We start from the raw sequence: 18,350 nt of genomic DNA on the forward strand, positions 1-18,350 counted from the left end.
GAAAGGCGCCGTGAGTGTCATGGACGCAGCATAACCGGCGGCGTCGCGTTCAGTAACAAGCCATTGGTCAGAGACGTTCGATGACCATGGCAATGCCTTGGCCGACGCCGATGCACATGGTGCACAGGGCGTAGCGTCCGGCGGTTTCTTCCAGTTCGTGCAGGGCGGTGGCGACCAAGCGCGCGCCGCTCATGCCCAGCGGGTGGCCCAGGGCGATCGCGCCGCCGTTGCGGTTGACCCGCGTATCGTCGTCGGTCAGGCCCAACTCGCGCAGTACGGCCAGGCCCTGGGCAGCGAATGCCTCGTTGAGCTCGATGACGTCCATGTCGGCCAGCGACAGGCCGGTCAGCTCGAGTACCTTGTGCGTTGCCGGTACCGGGCCGATGCCCATGATGCGGGGTTCGACACCGGCCACGGCCATGCCGACGATCCGCCCACGCGCCTTGAGGTCATGGCGACAAGCCGCTGCGCTGCTGGCAAGCAGCAGTGCGCAGGCACCGTCGTTGACCCCGGAAGCATTGCCAGCCGTTACGCTGCCGTCCTGGCGGAACGGCGTACCGAGCCTCGCCAGCTGTTCCAGGGTGGTGTCCGCGCGCGGGTGTTCATCGTGCTCGACGCGAATGGCCGGGCCTTTGCGCTGGTTGATCTCGACCGGCACGATCTCCCGCGCCAGGCGGCCACGGGCCTGGGCGGCAGCGGCCTTGTGCTGGCTGTGCAGAGCGAAGGCGTCCTGATCAGCACGGGAAATGGAGAATTGTTCAGCAACGTTTTCCGCCGTCTCCGGCATCGAGTCAATGCCGTACTCGGCCTGCATCAACTTATTGACGAAACGCCAGCCAATGGTCGTGTCGAACAGCTCGGCGCTGCGGCCAAAGGCCTGCTCCGACTTGCCCATGACGAAGGGTGCACGCGACATCGACTCGACCCCGCCGGCCAGCATCAGCCCGGCCTCGCCACAGCGCAGGGCGCGGGCGGCATTGCCGATGGCGTCCATGCCCGAGCCGCACAGGCGATTGATCGTGGTACCCGGTACGCTGATCGGTAAACCGGCCAGCAACGCGGCCATGCGCGCCACATTGCGGTTGTCCTCGCCGGCCTGGTTGGCGCAACCAAGGATCACATCGTCGATGGCGTTCCAGTCCAGCTGCGGGTGGCGTGCGACCAGCGCTTTGATCGGTACGGCGGCCAGGTCGTCGGCGCGCACGCTGCTGAGGGCGCCGCCGTAACGGCCGATCGGCGTGCGCACGGCATCGATGATCAGCGCATCGAGGGGCGTGTGGTCAGTCATTTGCGTTCTCCTGCGCGATCACCGAGCCGCGCACTTTGTAGGATTTGCCGTGGAACAGGGCGATCAGCTCGCCGTGCTGGTTTTCGATACGCACGTCATACAAGCCGGTGCGGCCCTTGCGGCTCAGTTCGGTTGCAATCGCCGTGAGCACATCGTCGCGCAAAGCAGGGGCGACATAATCGATGCTGCAGCCCAGCGCGACAGTGGCCTCGTTGTAGCTGTTGCAGGCAAAGGCGAAGGCCGAATCGGCGAGGGCAAACAGAAAGCCGCCATGGCAGGTACCGTGGCCCTGGATCATGTCGCTGCGCACCGGCATGCTCAGTCGGGCCTGGCCAGCGCCGGCGCCCAGCAGGCGGATACCCATGGCCTGGCTGGCCTGGTCGCGGGAGAACATTGCATTGGCGCAGGCTTGGGCCAGTTCGTCCGGGGTGCGTTGCAGTTCAGTCATAAAGGCGGGCTCCTTGAGCGTGGCTGCGGTGCAGCAACAGGGAAGGGCGGTAGCGGCTTTCGCCGTAACTCGATTGCAGGTTTTCCAGCACGCGCAGCGTGTAACCCAGGCCGATCTGCTCAGCCCAGGCCAGCGGCCCACGCGGGTAATTGACCCCGGCACACATGGCCAGGTCGATATCAGCAGCGCTGCCCACGCCCTGCAGCACCGCGTCCGCCGCTTCATTGGCGAGCATGGCCACCGTACGCAGTATTACCAGGCCGGGCAGGTCGGCGACCGCCGCCACCTTGAAGCCTGCGTGCTGCAGCAGCGCAACCACCTGGTCGCGCGCAGCGACCGAGGTGTCGGCAGACCAGCTGATAGCGATGCGCGTCGCCGTGCGGTAGTCCAGGGCCAGGTCGACCAGCACCAGGTTGCGCAGGCCTTCTTCACGTGCACGCTGGCTGGCCAGGCGGCCATCAGAAAGCGCAAGCGTGGCGTCACCGACGTGAATCAGGCCTTTGCCTGCACGCTCCGCAAGGGCGATTCCGCTGTCGCGCACGCGCTCGACCAGAGGCTGCAGCGGCCCCAGATTGCCCTCGATCACGCAGCGCTCAACCGTCAGCGTACTCTGCAGTTCGGTCGCTTGCGGACGCTCGGCGCCTTCGGCGTAGCGATAGAAGCCTTGGCCGCTTTTTCGCCCTAGGCGGCCAGCATCGACCAGCTCCTTCTGCACCAGCGAAGGCTGGAAGCGGAAGTCACCATAAAAGGCATCGAAGACCGAACAGGTCACGGCGTAGTTGACGTCATGCCCAATCAGGTCGGTGAGTTCGAATGCGCCCATGCGAAAGCCGCCGGCATCTCGCAACACCGCATCGAGCGTTGCGCAATCCGTCGCGCCTTCCTGCAGCAGGCGCAGGCTTTCGGCATAGAACGGCCGCGCCACACGGTTGACGATGAAACCTGGGGTTGAACGGGCATGGACCGGCTTTTTGCCCCAGGCTTGGGCCGTTTCATAGAGGCTTGCAGCAATGGCTGAATGGGTTGCAAGGCCCGAAACAATTTCAACCAGCGCCATTACCGGCGCCGGGTTGAAGAAATGCATGCCGATCACGTTTTCAGGCCGGGCAAGGCCTGCCGCCAGGCTGGTGATCGACAAGGACGAGGTATTACTGGCCAGCATGCAGTCGTCTGCGCACAGCGCCTCAAGCTGGCGCAGCAAGTCTTTTTTGACCTGGAGGTTCTCGACGATGGCCTCGATCACCAGGCGGGCATCGGCCAGCGCTTCGAGTGTTTCCTCCGGCTGCAGGCGCGCGACGATTGCCTCGCGGGCATCCGGCTGCAGCTTGCCTTTTTCCACCAGGCGCCCGAGCTGGTGGTCGATCCCCACTACGGCCTGCGCCGCAGCACCGGGGCGATTGTCGTAGAGTTTTACCCGGTGGCCAGCCTGGGCAGCCACCTGGGCGATGCCGGCCCCCATGGCACCTGCACCGATGACCGCCACCAGAGCGTTGCTGTCGAGTGCGCTCATGCTCAACGCCCCTTGAATGCTGGTGTGCGTTTGTTGATGAAGGCACTGACGCCTTCACGATAGTCCTCGCTGCGCCCGGCCAGGCGCTGCAGGTCGCGCTCAAGCTCCAGCTGCTGGTCGAAACCATTGTCGAAGCTGGCGTTGAGACTGCGCTTGATCAACGCCAGGCCGTAGGTCGGCTGAGTCGCCAGGTGGCGGGCTAGGGCAAGGGCCTCTTCACGTAGCTCGGCATCATCGACCACACGGTGAATCAGACCCCATTGTTGCGCCTGCTCAGCACTCAGGCGCTCGCCAAGCATCGCCAACGCCTTGGCTCGGGCCATGCCGACCAGGCGCGGTAGCAGCCAGGTACCACCTGAGTCCGGCACCAAGCCGATCTTGCAGAAGGCCTGGATGAAACTGGCCGAACGTGCTGCCAGCACCAGGTCGCAGGCCAGCGGTATGTTCGCCCCGGCACCCGCCGCCACGCCATTGACCGCGCAAATGACAGGCAACGGCAGGTCGCGCAGGGTGCGTACCAGCGGGTTGTAAAACAGCTCGATGGACTCGCCCAGGTCAGGCACCGCCGCACCGGGGGCGACATTGCGGTCGGACAGGTCCTGGCCTGCGCAGAAACCGCGGCCTTCACCCGTCAGCAGCAGAACGCGCGCGTCACCGCTCAGGCGCACCTGCTTGAGCGCTTCGCGTACCTCCAGGTGCATCTGCTTGTTGAAGCTGTTCAGTTGCTCGGGCCGGTTGAGAATGAGCTGGGCGACACCGCCCTCGATGGAAAACAGGATGTGCTCGAACGACATGGAAGGTTCGCTCCGTCAGGGATGGGAAGGGCTGGTCAACGGCCTTTGAACTGGGCCGGGCGTTTTTCCTGGAAGGCGCGGATGCCTTCGTCGCGGTCGTCGGTGCCGGCCAACAGGGTGAAGGCGTGGCGCTCGAAGCGCAGGCCGCTGGCAAGATCGGTGTCCCCCGCCTTGAGCAGTGCCTCCTTGGCCAGGCGGACTGCCAGCGGCGCCTTGGCGGCAATGCTGAGGGCCACCTGGAGCGCGCGCTCGACGGTCAGTTCAGGCTGGGTGATTTCGCTGACCAGGCCGGCCAGCAACGCACGCTTGGCATCGATTGCCTCGCCGGTCAGCACCATCTGCATCGCCAGCGGCTTGCCCACGGCGCGCAACAAACGCTGAGTGCCACCGGCACCGGGGATGATGCCCAGGTTGATTTCTGGCTGGCCGAAGCGTGCATCGCTACCGGCGATGACGATGTCGGCGCACATCACCAGCTCACACCCACCGCCCAGGGCGTAACCGTTCACGGCGGCGACCAGGGGCTTTGGGAATGCGGCGATGCGTTGCCAGTGGGCAATCCGCGGGTCGTTGAGAATGCCGACCAGATCACGCTCGGCCATTTCGCGGATGTCGGCGCCGGCGGCGAACGCCTTGCGGCTGCCGGTAATGACCACGGCCAGGGTTTGCTCATCGCCTTCGGCCGAATCCAGTTCGGCGGCCAGCTCTGCCAGCAGTTCGGTGCACAGGGCATTGAGGGCTTCTGGGCGTTGCAGGGTGACCAGGCGAACGCCGTGTTCAGGCGCCTGCACTTCGAGAAAACGCGGCATGTCGGGATCCTCAGGCTGCTCGCACGGCGCATTGGATGGCCGGCATTTATTGGAATGGTTTGCAGGGGCGATGCTGGAGCACACCCAGGTGCGATCAATATAAGCATCATGCGATACACTTAATCAATAGTGAATCTCCGTTCTGGTATCTCTTTATGCGGTTGCAGTTCACACAAAAGCTTTATGAGCCTTTGGATGCGCCACCTGATCGGTGATTGACTGCCAGTACAGTAACGATACAAGATCTCTTGACTATGCATATTGATTAGGGAGAATAAGCATGCCTTGCTACCGCCTCGAAGGCTTGACCCCAGTCGTCGACCCGACGGCTTATGTCCACCCGAGCGCCGTACTGATCGGTGATGTCATCATCGGCCCGCACTGCTACGTAGGGCCGTTGGCTTCTCTGCGCGGCGACTTCGGCCGCATTGTCCTGGAAGAGGGCGCCAACTTGCAGGACACCTGCGTGATGCATGGTTTCCCGGGAGGCGACACGGTGATCGAGCGCAACGGCCATGTCGGCCATGGCGCGGTACTGCATGGCTGCCGCGTTGGGGCAGATGCGCTGATCGGGATGAATGCGGTGGTCATGGACGGCGCCCACATCGCACCACGTTGCATCGTCGGGGCCACGGCTTTCGTCAAGGCAGGTTTCGAGTGCGCCGAACAGAGCCTGGTGCTCGGCTCGCCCGCCCAGGCCAAACGCCAGCTGACCGATCAGGAACTGAGCTGGAAACAGCGTGGCACCGCCGAATACCAGCGCCTGAGCCAGCGCTGCATGGCCAGCCTGGTCGAGTGCCCACCCCTGGCCGAACCTGAGGCCGAGCGCCCGCGCATGAGTGACGGCGGCTTCAGGCCCAAAGCCGAGGAGGGCGCATGAACCTCCCTGCAACGCGCAATGGCCAGGCGGGACGCCGCACAGGTATAGTCGATGCTTTCCCCGCGCACAGTTCCTCCATGAGCAACCTCGCCCCGCTGAATCACTTGATCACCCGCTTCCAGGAGCAGACGCCAATCCGCGCCAGTTCGCTGATCATCACCCTCTACGGCGATGCCATCGAGCCCCATGGCGGCACGGTATGGCTCGGCAGCCTGATCAACCTGCTGGAGCCGATCGGCATCAACGAACGGCTGATTCGCACGTCGATCTTTCGCTTGACCAAAGAAGGCTGGCTTACCGCAGAAAAAGTCGGCCGGCGTAGTTACTACAGCCTCACCGGCACCGGCAGGCGGCGCTTCGAAAAAGCCTTCAAGCGTGTCTACAGTCCCAACCAGCCGGCCTGGGACGGTGCCTGGACCCTGGTCTTGCTGTCGCAGCTCGATGCCAGCAAACGCAAGGCCGTGCGCGAAGAACTGGAGTGGCAGGGCTTCGCTGCCATGGCGCCAAACGTACTCGGCTGCCCACGGGCAGACCGCGCCGACCTGGCCGCGACCTTGCGTGAGCTGGAGGCGAGCGACGACAGCATCGTATTCGAGACCCATACTCAGGAGGTCCTGGCCTCCAAGGCCATGCGCGCCCAGGTACGGGAAAGCTGGCGAATTGACGAGCTGGGGCAGCAGTACAGCGAGTTCATCCAGCTGTTTCGACCACTGTGGCAAGCCTTGAAAGAACAAAGCGAGCTCAACCCCGAGGACTGCTTCCTGGCCCGAACCCTGTTGATTCACGAGTACCGCCGGCTGCTGCTGCGAGACCCGCAACTGCCGGACGAGCTATTGCCGGGCGATTGGGAAGGCCGGGCCGCGCGGCAGTTGTGCCGTAATCTGTACCGCCTGGTGTGTGCCCAGGCCGAAGCGTGGCTGAATAGTGCACTGGAAACAGCCGACGGGCCGTTACCGGACGTGAACGAAAGCTTCTACAAACGATTTGGTGGCCTGGCTTGAGGTGGTAGGGCTTAATACAAAACCTTTGACCCTGAAAGCGTAAGGCTTCCGCGTTGGCGAACTGTTGGCCGGGTAGGCTGGCACTGTTAACGGTCGGCCAGTCCCCCAACTACACTAAATGACTATCTAGTGTAGTTATCACTTGAAATTGATTCAAAGCGCACACTACCAAGCTGCCGCCCTTTGCTGCAAAGGAGCAGGCGACGGGGGTTGATCGCCCAGCAACCAGTCGCAGTAACGAGCAATGCCTTGCTCGACAGTCAATGTAGGTGCCGTGTAACCGGTAGCGCGCAAGTGTTCAAGGTCGGCACAGGTGTAACACTGATATTTGCCTCGCAAATTATCGGGAAAGTCGCTGTACGCCAAAACGCCTTCCCGCAAAGCCATCTGCGCACTTGTCCCAAACTTCCGCACAAAAAACCATGTGCGGAGCAAGGAGTTATCAAGGGCTATCAGGCAATCTTGTCGGCCCCTGATTTGAGGCTCAACTTCTCTTCGATCGTGTTCGTGACACTGCGCCAGGGGCATCACGTGGCAGTTGCAGAGTTCGAGAACGCTTTGGAGGATGTTCCATACATCGTTCAAGCTCAGCGCTTATTTGGGGATCCCGATTACCTTCTAATGATCGTCACGGCTGATCTCCCAAGCTTTCAAAGGCTTTACGACGAGCAGCTTTCCAGGCTACCGAACGTTCAGCGGCTGATTTCCACCCTGGTGATGAAGCACGTCATCTCAGACCGTCCGTTGCCGCTGCCAAGCAACTGAACGTCCACAGTTGCCTATCCTCCAAACTTCATCTCTCGGAGGATTAATCATGCAGCCAAAAACCGAAGGACTTGAAGGGCAAGGCCCGAGCGGCGTGCCTTTCATCAATGACCCTGAAAAGCCCACCTCACCGCCGCTGAATGATGCCGACGCCACGGATGCCGCTGAGGCCGAGGAAGACATCGAAGACGACGGTGAGTCGATCTAGACCAGAGGAGTCGCGCCATGGACAACTACCACCTGAGCCCGACAGCCGAAGGCTGGGAACTTAAAAAGGCAGGCGCGGAACGTGCCTCCAAGCGAGCCGCAACGAAACAGGAACTGGTCAGCTCGCTGGCTGACTTCTTTGATGGCAAAACAGCGTCGGTGAAGATTCACAAAGCTGACGGCACGATTGAAGAGGAGCGTACCTACCCGCGCTCTGCTGACCCGAAGCGTTCGAAGGGGTGATTCCTGTCACCGCTGCCGACCTGGGTATTGATGTCCGGGATCCGAGCAGCCACGGGTTTTACAAGTGGTTGCTCGCGAGCTTTCTCATCGGGAAGAGGATTCGATCATCCGTTGCCGTCGAGGCCTATCGAAATCTCGTTGATCGGCATGGGTTGGACACGCCTGGAAAATTGGCTCGCTGCTCCCACCGGGATCTCGTCAGGCTCCTAGGCCAGGCAGGTTATGCCCGGTACGACGAATCCACCGCCACAAGATTGCACGCGCTAGGTGTTGGCCTGGCTGCCGAGCTTGAATTCCGAACGAGTGCTGTAGATAGCGGGTCAATGAAACCAGCTGAGTTTGACCAGTGGCTGCTCAGCTTCAAGGGCATTGGGCCGAAGACGTTGGAAATCTTCAAGCGTGAAGCTGTTCTAGGAGAAAATTGATGTGACAGAGGGGCAAGCTAAGCAGGATGATGCTCTGCTGGCCGACCTACTACTGAAGTGGGCGCCGTCAGAAGCGGAGCGCAATCGCATACTTCGGGACAATGCTCTTAGCCTGTACGGCTTCCCATTCAATGAGAGCGTACGCTGATTGAGCAGCCCCTCGTAGGTCTCGCAGCGTAAAAGCGATGGGGGAGGTAAGGGCCACTCTGCATTCGATGCGGAGGCGTGGGAGGCCCTCACCTAATGGGCTACGTGCGTTTAGCGCACACTTGCCCGTACTTTCTCGCGGAAGCTATTTTCATAGCTGTCCTGAAGTTTGACCTTCTCTGCCAGAGCCGGCAGCAGGCTGCGAGCAATTACGATGATGCCGTCGCGGTCGCCGATAATGGCATCACCTGGGTAGCAAACGACATTGCCGCAGGCGACTGGGACGCCTACTTGGCCTGGGCCCCACTTTGAGGGGCCAGCTGGGTTCACTGCACGGGCGTAGATTGGCAGCCCCATGCTGTCGAGCTCTTCAATATCGCGTACCGCGCCATCAATGACGACCGCTGCAACCTGCTTGGCCAGGCAAATCTCACCGAGAAGATCGCCGAACACAGAGCGGTTCACTTCACCGTTGCCGTTGATGACCAGCACATCGCCCGGCTGCGCTTCGTCCAGCGCACGGTGGATAGCAAGATTGTCACCCTCGCGAGTATTCAGTGGCAGGATTGTGCCGAAGAACGTAGGTTTGCCTGCGGTGTGGCGAATAGCCGAAGCCATCATACCCATCCGGTTTAATACGTCGCCGATGAGCGCTACTGGGTGACTTGCAACCTGGTTGTCTTGGTTACTTCGCAATGAGGTTTTGGGTCGCCCACTGCTCGGCGGTGGTGACTTTAATCGACTGATGCTCGTTGAAGGTTCCGGCTTTCGGCCAGGAAACGCCTCGACCTTGAGCGAAAACGGCACGGTATTTTTTGATGTGGTGGGTAGGGTCTTTTTCCAATTCCTGGAGCAGGAAAGGAACAGACCACAGATTGGTATTGAATGGCCGGCCTAAGGCTCGCTCGAGAATGCCTGCCACCTGCCCATAAGCCACGGTATCACCTGCAAGGTAGACAATTTCGTTACGGAACCGAGGCTCGAAGAATACGATTTGTGCTGTCAATGCCCCAATGTCTTCAGGCGTCGTGAGAGTTACTTTGTTCTCTAGACTGCCCAAGGCGTTAACGGTGTCGCTCTCAAAGTCGACCACCTCAAACACTGGTTCAAAGAGGAAACTCGTGAACATCCCTGTCGAGATGATCACCCATTCTGTTTTGTCTTGGCCACGAAGTAGTTCTCGTACATCCAATTGTGCATCAAAGAGATCTTGAGGGCTGCCGCGTCCGATCACTTCAAAATCGACGCCGAACTGCCATGGGAAGTAGCGTTTTACCCCTGACTTGAGGGCAGCTCTCGCCAGTTTCATCGGGGTTTCTTTGCCCGCGACCATGCCTGCGCAGCCTATGATGGTGTCGAATCGTGCAAATACTTCGGCCAATTGCTCAATGGAAGCGTTGACCAGATCAGCAGCGACCATTTGGATGCCTAGGCTACGAAGCTCATCGATCTCAGCCTTCTTCTCAGGCCGCTGAGTGTTGATGCTTGAATCCCGCAGCAGAACGCTGATCGTTGAGCTGGACGTTCGTTTAGCCACTTGTGCAAGGTTACGCAAAACGGGCAGGCCGAGCTCACCGGCGCCTAGAACGAGAATCGATTGGGAAGGGTAACTGGTCAAGTCGGCCATAATTTCTCCTGGAAGCTGCTGTCTGTAAGATGAGCGAATCGTTGCACGATCCAGCAGCGCTCGTAAGAAGGCACACGTGTGATACCAGGGGAAGCTATGACCGACCATGAAGCCCTCAGGCAGGCAGAAGCTGTCTGTCGGACGCTTAGAGAAGATGATGACGGGGTCAGGCGGGAAGTTCTTGCTCACGCAGGAAGCCGGTGGTCATTGGGTATTCTGCACTCCTTGGGGGTGTATGGAACGATGCGTCATGCTGAAATTAAGCGGCAGATGGCCGGTGTTACTCAACGCATGCTGACCAAGACACTGCGCTCCTTGGAGCGTGACGGTTTGGTCAAACGCATAGAGTTCGGGGAAATCCCGCCCCGCGTTGAGTACGAGCTCACCTCACTGGGCGCGCAGCTCCTGGTAAGGATGTCGCCGGTGTGGACGTGGGTCGTTGAAAATGTCGAAGAAATTCGTCAAGCCAGAATCGTTTTCGACAGTCAAAGTGATGAAAAACCGGCATGGCAAGTCCCATCGCCAATGCCTTCTAATGAATGATCAAATGTAGATTGATATCGAATGGAGACGCCCGCGTTCAAGAGTCGGCGAGTTTTTGCAGCACGCTCATTGCCCGCCGAGCGTCATCCTTCCCCACAAAAATATGGTCATGGTAGTAAGCAGCCACAACGTTGCAGCTAATGCCCGCCTCTGCCAATGCCCTCGCAAAAGCCGCTGTAAGCCCTACAGCCTCTAGCGATGAGTGGATAGTCAACGTGATCCATGAGGCGACGTAGTCATACCCAAGGCCTAAGGCTTCAGCTCGCTCCCGATGGAGAATAACTGTGAGTCCTTCCCTCTCACGGAAACTGCCCAAAATGTCTTGAGTGTGAAGGTTTTCGAGGCTTTCCGTAGTGCAGAAAACATACTCTCCGTCGTTGAGCTCCGGCTGCATTCCTCGCAGAAGGGAGTTGATCGATTTCTCTCCGGCCATTTTGGTCACCTCGTTATTAAAACGCGCATTCTCTAGCTCTTGTGGGAATCAGAAAATCTCATAGTGGTAATCCCCGATTAGCGCTTCTGATGACGCCGTCACTCGATAAACCCCTTGTCGCCGTATTCGAACGAGCCTCTTCTTTCAAAATCAACAGAAGATAATCTTGATGGGAAGCGGGTATGGACGATACGACATTGGCCTACGTCCTATTCATTCAAAGAGAACCTGCGGCGCTTGAGCAGGTACTGGCATTGGGCGAGGCGGAAGCACTTGAAGCCGGCGAACTACTCCCGGCGTTGCGCGATACGATGATAGTCCAGATTCTGACGGCAGAAGCTGGCCAGAGAGGCGTTTCCCTCGAAGCGCTTGTCCAGGAGTTGATCGGCAGACCTGAGGATTCAGCACTAGGTCTTGAGAAATACAACCGTATGCGGGATTTCAATGCCTCCCCTGAGCCATCAGGTGCCCCGAAATCTACCAAGCGCTCGAAGCGTGAAACCGGACATGCTTTGCAGTTTTGTGTTCAAAAACACGATGCCACTCGACTGCACTACGACTTCCGCTTGGAGCTCGGCGGCACGCTCAAAAGCTGGGCGATACCTAAGGGCCCATGCCTGGATCCGAAGGTGAAGCGGCTTTCGGTGCATGTCGAAGATCACCCGCTCGATTACGCCTCATTCGAAGGCACGATCCCGGAAGGGCACTATGGTGCGGGAGATGTCATCGTCTGGGATCGTGGAACATGGCTTCCCCAGGGCGACCCGGCTGAGGCCTACACGAAAGGTCGTATGAAGTTTGAGCTGCAGGGTGAAAAGCTCTCAGGCCTATGGAACCTAGTCCGGACGAACATCGAGGGTAAGCAGGAGCAGTGGTTTTTGATCAAGCATCAGGACGAGGCTGGTAAGCCGCTCGCTGACTTCGACGTTGTGGTCGAGCTGCCCAACAGTGTGCTGAGCGACCGTACCATCCTCCCCAAGAAGCGCGGTCGGGCGAAGGCCACGTCACCCAAGTCGAACCCTCCCACCACTGTCACCGGGCCGAGCACAGAGGGCGCTGTGACTGCAGCACTGCCAGAGAAGCTCTCTCCGCAGCTGGCTACCCTGGTCGACTCCAGTCCCCGAAGCGAAGAGTGGCGCTACGAAATCAAGTTCGATGGTTACCGCATGCTGTGCCGCGTCGATGGAGATGACGTCCGGCTGTTCACCCGCAATGGTCACGATTGGACTGCGAAGTTACCCAAGCAGGCCGCTGCAATCGCCTCGCTCGGGCTTAAATCAGCCTGGCTGGACGGCGAGATTGTGATCCCTGATGAAAACGGCGTTCCCAACTTTCAGCTGCTACAAAATGCATTCGACGCCGGCAAGAGCCAGGGTATCGTGTACTACCTGTTCGACCTGCCGTACCTCAATGGCGCCGATCTTCGGCAGGTGCCGGTTGAGAGCCGCCGTGGACTGTTAAAGCAGCTTCTCGGTGACTCGACCGACCCGCTGCTGAGGTTCTCCGAAGACTTCACCGAAGACGTCGACGCCTTGATGAATAGTGCCTGCCAGATGCGCATGGAAGGACTGATTGGCAAGCGCTTGGGCAGTCCCTACGTATCCCGCCGCAGCGATACGTGGATCAAGCTCAAGTGCAAACATCGCCAGGAGTTCGTCATCGTCGGCTATACCGACCCGAAAGGTGCGAGGAGCGGTTTTGGCGCACTTGTCCTTGCGCTAACCGACCAGCATAGCGGCGAGCTGAAGTACGCCGGCAAGGTCGGGACGGGGTTCACGGAGTCGACTCTCGCCACCATCCTGGAAACGCTGTTGCCGCTGGAGCAGAAACAGGTGCCGGTGATGAATCCACCGAAAGGTGTCGACGGAAAAGGCATTCACTGGCTGCAGCCGACGCTGCTGGCCGAGGTCACCTTCGCTGAGATCACCTCTGACGGCGTGGTCAGGCACGCGGTGTTCCAGGGCATCCGGACGGACAAGCCTGTCCAGGATATTACGGAGGAGAAGCCGGCGCCTGCGCCGAAGGCGCGAAGGTCTGCCAAAGCGAAATCGGACGACAAGAACTCCTCGACCAAGGTGCGAATCACTCACCCGGAGCGTGTGATTGATCCCAGCAGCGGCCTCACCAAACGAGACCTGGCCGAATATTATGCGCAGGTTTCACCCTGGCTCCTGCCTCACCTGAAAGACCGGCCCATTGCGCTGGTCAGGGCACCCGAGGGGATTGCCGGCGAGTTGTTTTTCCAGAAGAACGCTGACCGTCTCGCCATCCCGAATATCACGACGGTACCTAAAGCCGAGGCGGGCAAAGCAGGTATGGTCATCAACAGCGTCGAGGCCCTGGTCGGTGCCGTGCAGATGAGCACCATCGAACTGCACTCCTGGAATGGCACGATCGACCACATCGAGCAGCCAGACCGCTTTGTGTTGGATCTTGACCCTGATCCCGCGCTGCCTTGGAAGGCCATGGTCGAAGCGACTCAGCTGACGTTGGTGGTGCTCGATGAGTTGGGCCTGGAGTCGTTTCTCAAAACCAGTGGAGGTAAGGGCATCCACATCATGGTGCCGCTCACGCCTAAAGCTTCGTGGGAAGAAGTGAAGGATTTCAGCCAGGCCATCGTAAAGTACATCGCCAAGCTGATCCCGGATCGGTTCTCAGCCGTGCTAGGCCCGAAGAATCGTATCGGCAAGATCTTCATCGACTACCTGCGCAATGGCAAAGGTGCGACCACCGCCAACGTCTTTTCGGCGCGGGCCAGAGAGGGGCTGCCGGTATCGGTGCCGATCTTCAGGGAGGAGATCGTCGAGCTGCAGTCTGCGGCCAAGTGGAACATCAAAAATGTTCAGCAGCGTCTGGATGAACTGGGTGGCGATGACCCGTGGACAGAGATCTATGGTTTGAAGCAGTACATCACCGCTGAGATGAAAAAGCGGATCGGTATGAAATAAGGCGCAGGGTGGATGGCGGTTTCACGCTAGACACAAACATTTCTCGCGGCGCTTAGGCCGGTATTCCCTCAGCGTACACCATCCTTACCATCTCACCTGGGTTTGACCAAGTCATCGATAGCGTTACTCAGCATTTCAAGTGAGCAGGGCTTGGCGATGAACCGGGCATTCGCGGGTAGTAGTCCCGGCTTCGGCACCATATGACCCGAAACAATGATGACAGGCAACTGAGGCTGCGTTGACCAGATGACCTTGGCCAATTCCATGCCGTCGGCCTGGCCTGGCATGCGGACATCGGTGATGACGAGGTCGAACGGCACAGAGTCAGCCACCTGCAGCAGCGCCTGATCTGCATTCGAGCACTGGATGACAGCGTGACCAAGATGACTGACGGCCTCCGTCATCAGCCAGCGAAGGATCTCATCATCTTCTACGACCAATACCCTAGATTGCATGGTTCAGCACTCATTGTTATCTCACCATTAGTACCCGCCTTATAACGCGCCGTTTCAAAACCCTGACCGGTGGTGCTTGGTCGTTGCTTTGACCGACCTTGACGATACGCTAGTCTGTGGTAGACCTCAGGGCCGGGCGGAAGGCCAAGGATTACTATGAGACTCTACGAATTCATTGACACCCGCTTGGAAGAAATTCTCCAGGCTTGGGAAGACTTTGCCCGTTCCGTTGAAACGGATTTACCGGAGCAAGATGCAGCTGGACTGCGAAATCACTCGGAGAAAATCTTGCGCACCGTGTCTGCGGACATGCGTACGTCACAGAGTGATTTCCAGCAGTCTGAGAAATCTCAGGGTAGAGGGCCTACCCAATCCAGCGATACGGCTGCTGAAACCCACGCGATCACTCGCCTGATCGCGGGCTTTACCATGGATCAAATGGTCTCTGAATACCGGGCACTGCGCTCCAGCGTGTTGACGCTCTGGTTGGTTCAGGAAGCGATCGACGAGACCTATCATGTACAAGACATGATTCGGTTCAATGAAGCCATAGACCAAGCCCTTGTTGAGTCAATTGCAGCCTATGGTAAGGCTGTCGAGTCAACGCGAAAGATGGTGCTAGGTGTGCTGGGACACGACTTGCGCTCACCGCTGGGCGCTGTGTTGATGGCTGGCGATTTGATCCTTCGTCAACCTGGTCTTGATGAGAAGGGCAGAGTCCTGGCGACTCAAGTCTGCAACAGTGCCCGGCGTGCGAATAACATGGTGAATGATTTGCTTGATCTGGCGCGCTGCAACCTGGGTACAGGTATTCCGGTTCACCTGGAGCAGATCGAACTCAATGCTGTGTGCCACTCGGTTGTAGCTGAAATGAGCACCGCCTTCCCCCAGGCGAACATCAACCTCGTAGAGTCTGCGCATATTGCCGGCCAGTTTGACCCGGCTCGTATCGCCCAGGTGTTTTCCAACCTGGTGGGCAATGCGCTTCGCCATGGCGATCCAACATCCCCCGTAACAGTAACCTTGAACGATGATGTGGATGGCCCTCGCGTCAGCGTACACAACTCGGGGCAGCCGATTCCCCCGGAAGCCATGCCTAATTTGTTCAGGCCTGAAGGCCGATATTCGAGCTACGCCCATGAGGAAAAAGGTGCGTCAGCTGGTCTAGGCCTGGGCCTGTTTATCGCCTCTGAGATTGTGGCCAGTCACGGTGGGAGGATCGAAGTGGAGTCCACGGCCCAAGGGGGAACAACGTTTGATGTCGTATTGCGTGTCGTTGATGGTCAATGAGCTGCGGTTGCCAGATTTGGGACGCATGTCCGCACAAGGCCTGGAAAAAGCATTGCGTCAAAGCAGGCCAGCAAGGATCAGCAGTTCGATGTTGGTAGGCTTCACGTTCACAGTCGCGAGCTCGTCTATCTTGAACCAGCGGCATTCCACGATCTCGTCCGAGGGCCGGGGTTGCAACGAATCCGAGACGGACATTTGGTAGAGATAGTGTTCCTCGGTCTCGAACACCTGGTGCGCAAGAAACCGGGCGTCGGTAAGCGGTAGCGTGGTCTCCTCGCTCAGCTCTCTCTGTGCGGCTTCTAGATGATTTTCGCCGGGATCAATCTTACCTCCTGGCAACGACCACTCTGGTGCCTCCTTGCGCACCATTAGGATTTTGCCTTCTTGTATGCAGATCACTGTCGAATGGCGCTCTCGCATGTCGTTCATATCTGCCCTCCTTTAGAAATGGAGAACAACGGGGACGGTGGAGGTTCAGTCAGAGGCGCCAAGGGTAGGGACGGGAAATATCCGAAAGCTGCACAGCCTGTCACACCAGAAATCCATAATCCGCTGGCCGGTCATTACTTTGCCGCTTCGCTGGGCTATGGTGATCGAACCTAAAAATAAGACTAAAGTCGTAGGAGCTCGGAATGCGGATTCGCGGTGATATTTTTTGGAACTGGGCAGATCCGACGCTTCACCATCGGACACACGACGAGACCTTGGACGACGGCACTAGGATGGACATCCAAGTGCGGCTGTCGCGAACAGGCAACACTCAGATGTTCATCGGCGTCTACGCCGGCACTGGGATGGTGCTCCACGAGGAAGCCTTCGATACCCGCCCGGGAGAGTCGATGACTCGTGCTTTGGCGTGGGGAGTGGGTCGTGCCAGATGCCTTGCTACCGAGCCTCGCCAAGTCAGCCAGCAGTTCGCGTAGACGATCTCCCAGAGGCGAGGATCGTTTTCTTTTCAGCTCAGCGATCCTCGCCTTGCTGAGCCATAACGGCATAGTCACCGTCTAACTAAAGGATCCATGGCTGGACTGATCTTTGCGCGTGCTCGCACAGTTCTGTACGGTGCGATCACCAATCCTGATTTACCTGCTCAGAGAGGCAACTATTGTCTACAGACCTGCTATGTATCGTTTTTGTGCCTGCGCTCGTAGCCTTGCTAAAGGCGGCGGAGGATCGAAAAGGTTCACCCCTCTGCGAGGTTGAGGTGCTTGAGATTCGAGATAACGCAACTGCCACAGCGGTGCCCTTCAGCACCGCTTTTGCATTGGAGAAAGAGCGGGGTTATGAAGATATTGTCCCTGAAGAGTGCTGGAAGGAATGGCAGCGAGTACGCTCATCCCTGTGAGTAACCATTCTACGCTGTGATTCATCAAGGCTTTGGCCGCTACTGCACCGCGTGGCCTCCATTTTCGAACAACGAAGCAAGCGGAGCGCGCGGGCCCCGGAGAGGCCACAGGCATGAGGATGGAAGCCCGCACGGGCCGCAACATGGCGAAGCCGGGGTGCGGTTTACGACAGCCGTCCCCGATAGGGGCACGTCCGGCGTCAGGCTTTCCTGCGCATCCACTCCCAAACGCCGATTCCGCTGCTCGATCATCGCTTGGTCAGCCTGTCCATCCGCAGTGAATCCCATCATCAATTGCGGCACACCCACAGGTAGCGCTTTGTCCTGGTCGGTGTGCCACGTGTGCCATGTCTTTCCATAGGTATGGGCAAGCCGCTCCATCAAGCATGCTCAGCAGGCGCAGGAATACCAGGCGCGATCAACTGCCCGGACGAGACCTCATACCCGTGGCTGTGCCACATCGCCTTCTTCTTGGCCAGCAGTCCAGCGAAGAGCTTCTCGTCGATGATGTAGCAGCAAAACGATTTCGGCAGCTATCGGATAGACCACCATCGCGATAAGCCCTTCCCCTGGATGCATTTGAGCCATACGGCGAGGGTCTTCAACGAAGCTGGCAAAACTGAATACGCTGAATGCGATTCCAAGCAATAGGCCCACCAAGAGAGGGGAGAGCGCGAAACCGAGACCGATCTTCCATTTGCGAGACATCACACTCGTCCTTGCCGAAAATCCACAATTGTCGCATGTCTCAATCTCCGCACGGGAGCGCCAGGTAGAGACGTTCTGCCTCCAGCCTTCGGATTCGTGTCTATTTTTCGCGGCGACCTCTGGCAGAATGCTAAGCAATCATTTTCCGTTCAAGAACGACATTTATGCTGACCGAGTCGGAGCTCACGTCATTAATCCGTAGTGCACACCAGGATTTGGAGTCCTGGTCGAGGTTCGTGGCGCTGACTGAATTTGCTTGGCAGGATCGAGCCGTGGTTTCAGATGCTGCTGGGTGGCAGGCGATCTGGTTTGAGATGGAAATCGTCAATGCCCTTGCACTAGCCGAGTGGGAAGAGCAGGGATCACCTGGTGATTGGCTGCACCAGTGGCGCGCAGGGTATCAAGCGGATGCGCAGGAATTGGCTTCTCAACTTTGTCGCCTGATCGTGTGAGAGAAGACATTTAATGTGCCCGATGCTTTCAG

General features: G+C 58.7%; 22 protein-coding genes and 1 pseudogene. 11 read left to right on the forward strand and 12 right to left on the reverse strand.

What is annotated here, in order from left to right; all coding sequences use genetic code 11:
* Positions 1 to 67: 67 nt before the first annotated feature.
* The 5 genes from pcaF to paaF are packed head-to-tail and all read right to left on the reverse strand — an operon-like array spanning position 68 to position 4,849.
* Positions 68 to 1,288 (reverse strand): 3-oxoadipyl-CoA thiolase, encoded by a 1,221-nt coding sequence (pcaF, locus tag ACZ6YA_RS10525; RefSeq protein WP_465897039.1) that lies wholly within the window; start codon positions 1,286 to 1,288, stop codon positions 68 to 70.
* A complete protein-coding gene (gene paaI, locus ACZ6YA_RS10530) occupies positions 1,281 to 1,736 on the reverse strand; it encodes a hydroxyphenylacetyl-CoA thioesterase PaaI (protein ID WP_465897040.1) in 456 nt (151 codons plus the stop codon). Before paaI ends, pcaF begins: the two co-directional genes overlap by 8 nt.
* A complete protein-coding gene (gene paaH, locus ACZ6YA_RS10535) occupies positions 1,729 to 3,246 on the reverse strand; it encodes a 3-hydroxyacyl-CoA dehydrogenase PaaH (protein ID WP_465897041.1) in 1,518 nt (505 codons plus the stop codon). Before paaH ends, paaI begins: the two co-directional genes overlap by 8 nt.
* A gap of 2 nt (positions 3,247 to 3,248) precedes the next feature.
* Positions 3,249 to 4,040 carry a 2-(1,2-epoxy-1,2-dihydrophenyl)acetyl-CoA isomerase PaaG gene (paaG, locus tag ACZ6YA_RS10540; RefSeq protein WP_465897042.1) on the reverse strand — a complete coding sequence of 264 codons (792 nt, stop codon included), beginning with the start codon at positions 4,038 to 4,040 and terminating at the stop codon, positions 3,249 to 3,251.
* A 35-nt stretch (positions 4,041 to 4,075) separates the two neighbouring features.
* Positions 4,076 to 4,849, reverse strand: coding sequence for a 2,3-dehydroadipyl-CoA hydratase PaaF (gene paaF, locus ACZ6YA_RS10545; protein ID WP_465897043.1), 774 nt, complete (start codon positions 4,847 to 4,849; stop codon positions 4,076 to 4,078).
* Between the two features lie 280 nt (positions 4,850 to 5,129).
* Between paaF and paaY the strand changes: the two genes are divergently transcribed.
* From paaY to ACZ6YA_RS10575, 6 genes are all read left to right on the forward strand, one after another.
* On the forward strand, positions 5,130 to 5,729 hold the full coding sequence (paaY, locus tag ACZ6YA_RS10550) for a phenylacetic acid degradation protein PaaY (protein WP_465897044.1): 600 nt from the start codon (positions 5,130 to 5,132) through the stop codon (positions 5,727 to 5,729).
* 77 nt (positions 5,730 to 5,806) lie between these two features.
* A complete protein-coding gene (paaX, locus tag ACZ6YA_RS10555) occupies positions 5,807 to 6,730 on the forward strand; it encodes a phenylacetic acid degradation operon negative regulatory protein PaaX (protein WP_465897207.1) in 924 nt (307 codons plus the stop codon).
* Between the two features lie 210 nt (positions 6,731 to 6,940).
* A complete protein-coding gene (locus tag ACZ6YA_RS10560; RefSeq protein WP_465897045.1) occupies positions 6,941 to 7,495 on the forward strand; it encodes an Lrp/AsnC family transcriptional regulator in 555 nt (184 codons plus the stop codon).
* Between the two features lie 49 nt (positions 7,496 to 7,544).
* Positions 7,545 to 7,703, forward strand: a complete 159-nt coding sequence (locus ACZ6YA_RS10565) for a hypothetical protein (protein ID WP_465897046.1) — start codon at positions 7,545 to 7,547, stop codon at positions 7,701 to 7,703.
* A 17-nt stretch (positions 7,704 to 7,720) separates the two neighbouring features.
* A complete protein-coding gene (locus tag ACZ6YA_RS10570) occupies positions 7,721 to 7,945 on the forward strand; it encodes a DUF2188 domain-containing protein (RefSeq protein WP_465897048.1) in 225 nt (74 codons plus the stop codon).
* Positions 7,942 to 8,370 (forward strand): HhH-GDP family DNA glycosylase, encoded by a 429-nt coding sequence (locus ACZ6YA_RS10575; RefSeq protein WP_465897049.1) that lies wholly within the window; start codon positions 7,942 to 7,944, stop codon positions 8,368 to 8,370. The genes ACZ6YA_RS10570 and ACZ6YA_RS10575 overlap by 4 nt, the downstream gene beginning before the upstream one ends.
* A 258-nt stretch (positions 8,371 to 8,628) precedes the next feature.
* Here the strand turns inward: ACZ6YA_RS10575 and ACZ6YA_RS10580 are convergent, their stop codons facing one another.
* The gene (locus tag ACZ6YA_RS10580; protein ID WP_465897051.1) at positions 8,629 to 9,213 is read right to left on the reverse strand and encodes an RraA family protein; all 585 of its coding nucleotides are present in this window, start codon (positions 9,211 to 9,213) and stop codon (positions 8,629 to 8,631) included.
* Positions 9,203 to 10,144 carry an aromatic alcohol reductase gene (locus ACZ6YA_RS10585; RefSeq protein WP_465897052.1) on the reverse strand — a complete coding sequence of 314 codons (942 nt, stop codon included), beginning with the start codon at positions 10,142 to 10,144 and terminating at the stop codon, positions 9,203 to 9,205. Before ACZ6YA_RS10585 ends, ACZ6YA_RS10580 begins: the two co-directional genes overlap by 11 nt.
* Positions 10,145 to 10,240: 96 nt before the next feature.
* On the opposite strand from ACZ6YA_RS10585, the gene ACZ6YA_RS10590 reads away from it, so the two are divergent.
* A complete protein-coding gene (locus tag ACZ6YA_RS10590; RefSeq protein WP_465897053.1) occupies positions 10,241 to 10,687 on the forward strand; it encodes a winged helix-turn-helix transcriptional regulator in 447 nt (148 codons plus the stop codon).
* Between the two features lie 37 nt (positions 10,688 to 10,724).
* Here the strand turns inward: ACZ6YA_RS10590 and ACZ6YA_RS10595 are convergent, their stop codons facing one another.
* Positions 10,725 to 11,120: an ACT domain-containing protein gene (locus ACZ6YA_RS10595; RefSeq protein WP_465897054.1), complete on the reverse strand. Its 396-nt coding sequence runs from the start codon at positions 11,118 to 11,120 to the stop codon at positions 10,725 to 10,727.
* Positions 11,121 to 11,302: 182 nt separating this feature from the next.
* Between ACZ6YA_RS10595 and ligD the strand changes: the two genes are divergently transcribed.
* A complete protein-coding gene (ligD, locus tag ACZ6YA_RS10600) occupies positions 11,303 to 14,068 on the forward strand; it encodes a DNA ligase D (RefSeq protein WP_465897055.1) in 2,766 nt (921 codons plus the stop codon).
* 92 nt (positions 14,069 to 14,160) lie between these two features.
* Here the strand turns inward: ligD and ACZ6YA_RS10605 are convergent, their stop codons facing one another.
* A complete protein-coding gene (locus tag ACZ6YA_RS10605) occupies positions 14,161 to 14,523 on the reverse strand; it encodes a response regulator (protein ID WP_465897056.1) in 363 nt (120 codons plus the stop codon).
* A 156-nt stretch (positions 14,524 to 14,679) separates the two neighbouring features.
* On the opposite strand from ACZ6YA_RS10605, the gene ACZ6YA_RS10610 reads away from it, so the two are divergent.
* Positions 14,680 to 15,813, forward strand: coding sequence for an ATP-binding protein (locus ACZ6YA_RS10610; RefSeq protein WP_465897057.1), 1,134 nt, complete (start codon positions 14,680 to 14,682; stop codon positions 15,811 to 15,813).
* 57 nt (positions 15,814 to 15,870) lie between these two features.
* Here ACZ6YA_RS10610 and ACZ6YA_RS10615 read toward each other — a convergent pair whose 3' ends face one another.
* Positions 15,871 to 16,242, reverse strand: a complete 372-nt coding sequence (locus tag ACZ6YA_RS10615; RefSeq protein WP_465897058.1) for an NUDIX domain-containing protein — start codon at positions 16,240 to 16,242, stop codon at positions 15,871 to 15,873.
* Positions 16,243 to 16,445: 203 nt separating this feature from the next.
* On the opposite strand from ACZ6YA_RS10615, the gene ACZ6YA_RS10620 reads away from it, so the two are divergent.
* Complete coding sequence (locus ACZ6YA_RS10620) at positions 16,446 to 16,736, forward strand: hypothetical protein (RefSeq protein WP_465897059.1); 291 nt, start codon at positions 16,446 to 16,448, stop codon at positions 16,734 to 16,736.
* A gap of 461 nt (positions 16,737 to 17,197) precedes the next feature.
* Here ACZ6YA_RS10620 and ACZ6YA_RS10625 read toward each other — a convergent pair.
* Positions 17,198 to 17,670: pseudogene (locus ACZ6YA_RS10625) on the reverse strand (DUF1264 domain-containing protein); the annotation flags it as partial.
* Entirely contained in the window at positions 17,597 to 17,866 is a 270-nt protein-coding gene (locus tag ACZ6YA_RS10630) for a hypothetical protein (RefSeq protein ID WP_465897060.1), read from the reverse strand. The pseudogene ACZ6YA_RS10625 and the gene ACZ6YA_RS10630, both read right to left, overlap by 74 nt.
* A 164-nt stretch (positions 17,867 to 18,030) precedes the next feature.
* Between ACZ6YA_RS10630 and ACZ6YA_RS10635 the strand changes: the two genes are divergently transcribed.
* Positions 18,031 to 18,318, forward strand: a complete 288-nt coding sequence (locus ACZ6YA_RS10635; RefSeq protein ID WP_465897061.1) for a hypothetical protein — start codon at positions 18,031 to 18,033, stop codon at positions 18,316 to 18,318.
* Positions 18,319 to 18,350: the final 32 nt, after the last annotated feature.

The organism is Pseudomonas sp. NPDC090752, assembly GCF_055584805.1.